Origin of the sequence: Glutamicibacter sp. V16R2B1 (genome assembly GCF_005774635.1) — a bacterium.
Taxonomy (GTDB): Bacteria; Actinomycetota; Actinomycetes; order Actinomycetales; family Micrococcaceae; genus Glutamicibacter; species Glutamicibacter creatinolyticus.
This window is the reverse complement of the sequence record NZ_VATX01000043.1, coordinates 1-3,571: the sequence shown is the minus strand read 5'-3', so window position 1 is coordinate 3,571 and position 3,571 is coordinate 1. Positions and strand designations below refer to the sequence as shown.

Here is a 3,571-nt window from a genome sequence, read left to right as displayed (position 1 = left end):
GCGCGGAGCTGCTGGTTCAGCCAGACGAACATCCGGGCGATCTCCTGCGGCGAGGGGATCTCCGGCAGTTCCATCGTCGGGGCGGTCATGCCGACACCTCGTTCTGCGCGGGCAGGGGGCGGACAGGCCACGATGGGTCAATCACCGCGTCGGGCTGCCGCGGGTTTGCCTTCGTCCGCAGGTAGCTCTGGAAGTTCGCTGCCCAGGCCCTTTGCTGAGCCGCCTGCCAGGTCTGCATCTCGGCGAGGGTCATCAGCCGCAGTGCCCGGCCGGTCAGATGGCGGGCCTGCTGCCACACCACCCGGGCTGCAGCCAGCGCATCCTCGTCGGCGGAGTGCGCGCCATCGAGGCGGACGCCGTAGTGCGTGGCGAGGGCTTCGAGCTTGCGGGAGCCCTTACGCCACTTGTCGATCGCCCGGTCGATGACCATCGGGTCAAGGACCGGGCCGATCTGCAGCGGCTCGAAGCTGTGTCGTACCAGCTCCCGCTGGATGATCGTCAAATCGTAGGCTGCGTTCATAGCCACGACTGGGATCGCCGGGTCAGCCCAAGCGGTTTCAATTTCCTCCGCGATCTGGCGGACAACCTCGTAGGCCGGTGCTCCATCCGCGCGGGCCTGCTCGGTGCTGACTCCATGCACAGCCGTGGCCTCGGCCGGGATTTCGACTCCCGGATCGGCCAGCCATGTCTGCCGGCTAAGGACCCCGCTCGGACCGACAGCGATGCAGGCAGCAGTCACGATCCGGGCGGTTTCAGGGTCCTTTCCGGTCGTCTCAAGATCTACGGCGAGTAGCGGACCCTCCCACCAGCGGGCGGTCATCAGAACGGCCCTCCATCCAGCCAGCGCGGATCGGTGTCTCCGCTGGTCAGCCGAGTGCCGATCAGGTCCCAGATACGCCGGTACAGCGGGAACTGCGCCATGTAGTCCGTGGCCGACTCGGGCCCGTCCGCTAGCAGTTCCCGGTCGATTGCTGCTTCTACGTCCTGCCGCGCCTGCGTGCCGGACGGCAACGGATGCTTGATCGCCCGCAGCAGACTGTGTTCCCGGATCTCGGGTGCCTTGCGTTCCAGGTAGCGGCGCACGTTCCTGAGATAGCGCAAGTCCATCTCGTCGAGACGGTGACGGTGTCCGGTCTGGTCGACCCAGACTTCGGTCTGCTCCAACAAGTCGGTGTCGAAGTCGCTCACCGGTCGGCCTCCGTCTGCGCCGCCCAGGCCTCGCCCGTCCAGACCAGGCGCTGCGCGGTGCCACGGATCTCAAGGGCGTCGACGGTCACGTGCCAGCCGTCGCCTGGATTGAGGAGTCCCCGGTGCAGCTGCTCGGCGGCTTCCTCAACGGTGGCGCCGATGCCGATGTGGGATCGGGAGAAGTGCTCGTTGGCAACGGAGATGCCTGGCAGCTGGACCAGCCAAGGCTTCTCCCCGTCGACTTCCAGGTAGGCGAACCGGAGAGGTCCCCGCCTGGCCAGCTCGGCGAGCTGGTGCAGCGAAACCATCGCGGTCGAGGCGCTCACTGGCCTGCTCCCATCTCTGCGGCCATCGCGTCGAACAGGCGACGTGCCCTCTGACGTGCTTCGGGGGAGATCGTGTAGTCGCCGACATAGCCGGTGGCTGTGGCGATCGCCGCGTCCACTGCGTCGTCGGACAGGGCGGCGCTGAACCGCGACGGCGGGCGTGTGTCAGCCCGGTCGGCCCTTTCGGTTTCGGCGAGAGCTGCGGCGGCGATGATCTGCTCGTAGTCGGAGCTGCCAGTCATCTGTTCCAACCAGCCCAGGTCGACGGCGGCCACATCGTTCGAGGTGGCGTCGTCCTTGCGGCGGATCCGCTTCAGCGCGATCTGCAGCAGGGTGCACTTCCACGCCGTGCGGGCGTGGTCAGCTTCCATCTCCTCTGCGATCTCCAGCGTGCGGCGGCGGGCACGGTCAAGGTTGGCCCGCAGGTTGGCGGCCTCCCTGCGGGCCGTCGTCAGGCGGATCGTCCGCTCGATCGCGCCCTCGTCGAGTTCGCTCATGCCGCGGGCCTCTGCTGGGCGCCGAGCGACTTGAGATGCTCGGCGAACTTCTGCAGCAGCGGCACCGTCGCCTCCGGCAGCGACGCGCCACCAGACCACTGCTCGTAGGCCACTGCGAGCGCTGGCACATCCGGCTGACCGTTTGGCTGGGCGAACCCGATTCTGGCGGCGCCCTGGACGATGTACTGCTTCCACCCGATCAGGTCGTTGTCGGCGGGAATCTGCAGAGGGGCGGTGATGGGCGGCTGGACCTGCGGCTGCTGGGCTCCGTTCCGCGCGGCCATCGCGGCGTGGTACTCGCGTGTCTGCCCAAGCTCCTGCCCCGCGGCTGGTACCGGAGCGGCGGGGCGCTGGCCGTTGGCCTGCGCGGCGGCCGGAAGCGGGTACATCTGCGGGGGCTGCTCGGCGGCGCGGTCCTGCTCGCGGCGTTCCCGCAGGATCCGCTGAGCGTCGGTCTCCCGCTCGACGGTCTCCTCCGTGAGGGAGCCGTCCGGGTCCGCCTGGTCCTTCGTGGTGATCTGGAAGGTCTGCGTCAGGAACCACTTGTAGGCGTAGGTCTGCGCCTTCGAAATGTCCTTGTCGCCGGTGTCGACACCTCGACCGATGCCCTTGCCTTCGACGTAGGAACCGTCATCGGCGATCAGCCGGTAGGTGGCCTCGATCCGGACGACGTACTGCATCGCACCGTTCCGGGTCTTACGGTGCTCCTCCGGGGTGACCTCGAAGCCGACTGGGATCGGGGCGAGTCCGGCCGTGACGAGTGCGGCCCGGACCACGGGGAGGATGTCTTCGTACCGCTGGTAGTCGAAGGACTGGCCGCCGTCGCGCATCTTGCCGTTCTTGCGGACGGCCTCGACCTCGGCGAACGCCTTGACAAAGCAGGCCGCCGCTTTGCCCGGGGTGATCGTCAGCTCGCTCATGCGGCCACCGCCGGCGCCTTGACGTTCCAGACGCTGGCGTCCCAGTCCCAGTGGACCGTTCGGCCGTCGGGAAGCGACAGGCTGACGTCGACGGCCAGCTGCTCGAACAGGTCGGCCGCGGCGCTGGTGAGCGTCGTTCCCAGGCCCGAGGCGACGATGCCAGGGATGGTGACCTTCCAGGGCCGGGTGTAGAGCCCCCGGTCAGTGATGGTCACCAGCTTGCCGACCATGGCGGCCAGGTCCCGCAGGGCGTCCAGCTCGGTGCTGATGGTGGGGCTAATGTGGGTCACAGGGACCCCTCTCTCTTCTGGCGAGGTAGGGATGGGTTCCAGGGCGCCCGAGCTGTTACGAGCAGCGAGGGCGCCTGTTTCATGCGGCTTGGCGGATTGGCCGGGGTTCGCCTTTGGGTCGGCGGAACTTGGGTCCGTTGCGGTACGCGGCCACGTCCGTGGGCTTGTACCGGTAGGCGAAGGTTGCGCCTTCCCCGACAGCCCAGGCGATCAGACCCTGGGACGGGTCTGTGACCTGCAGGTCTCTACGAACGCGGTATGTCACACGCTGCCGGGTCCAACCCAAAATTTGGGCAACCTCGACGGTGGTCAACCACTGCTCCTCGACCAGCCCTAGGTGCCGTTCCTGG

The 3,571-nt window shown here is 67.8% G+C and carries 7 protein-coding genes; all 7 read right to left on the bottom strand.

What is annotated here, in order from left to right:
- Positions 1 to 85 precede the first annotated feature (85 nt).
- Positions 86 to 820 (bottom strand): exonuclease domain-containing protein, encoded by a 735-nt coding sequence (locus FDN03_RS15760; RefSeq protein WP_138178544.1) that lies wholly within the window; start codon positions 818 to 820, stop codon positions 86 to 88.
- The gene (locus tag FDN03_RS15755) at positions 820 to 1,188 is read right to left on the bottom strand and encodes a hypothetical protein (RefSeq protein WP_071087111.1); all 369 of its coding nucleotides are present in this window, start codon (positions 1,186 to 1,188) and stop codon (positions 820 to 822) included. The genes FDN03_RS15760 and FDN03_RS15755 overlap by 1 nt, the downstream gene beginning before the upstream one ends.
- Positions 1,185 to 1,514: a hypothetical protein gene (locus FDN03_RS15750; protein ID WP_138178543.1), complete on the bottom strand. Its 330-nt coding sequence runs from the start codon at positions 1,512 to 1,514 to the stop codon at positions 1,185 to 1,187. Before FDN03_RS15750 ends, FDN03_RS15755 begins: the two co-directional genes overlap by 4 nt.
- Positions 1,511 to 2,011 (bottom strand): hypothetical protein, encoded by a 501-nt coding sequence (locus FDN03_RS15745; RefSeq protein ID WP_138178542.1) that lies wholly within the window; start codon positions 2,009 to 2,011, stop codon positions 1,511 to 1,513. Before FDN03_RS15745 ends, FDN03_RS15750 begins: the two co-directional genes overlap by 4 nt.
- On the bottom strand, positions 2,008 to 2,931 hold the full coding sequence (locus FDN03_RS15740; protein ID WP_138178541.1) for an ERF family protein: 924 nt from the start codon (positions 2,929 to 2,931) through the stop codon (positions 2,008 to 2,010). Before FDN03_RS15740 ends, FDN03_RS15745 begins: the two co-directional genes overlap by 4 nt.
- Positions 2,928 to 3,221, bottom strand: a complete 294-nt coding sequence (locus FDN03_RS15735; RefSeq protein ID WP_138178540.1) for a hypothetical protein — start codon at positions 3,219 to 3,221, stop codon at positions 2,928 to 2,930. The genes FDN03_RS15740 and FDN03_RS15735 overlap by 4 nt, the downstream gene beginning before the upstream one ends.
- Positions 3,222 to 3,300: 79 nt before the next feature.
- On the bottom strand, positions 3,301 to 3,571 hold a 271-nt coding region (locus FDN03_RS16625), incomplete at its 5' end, for a hypothetical protein (RefSeq protein WP_212743925.1).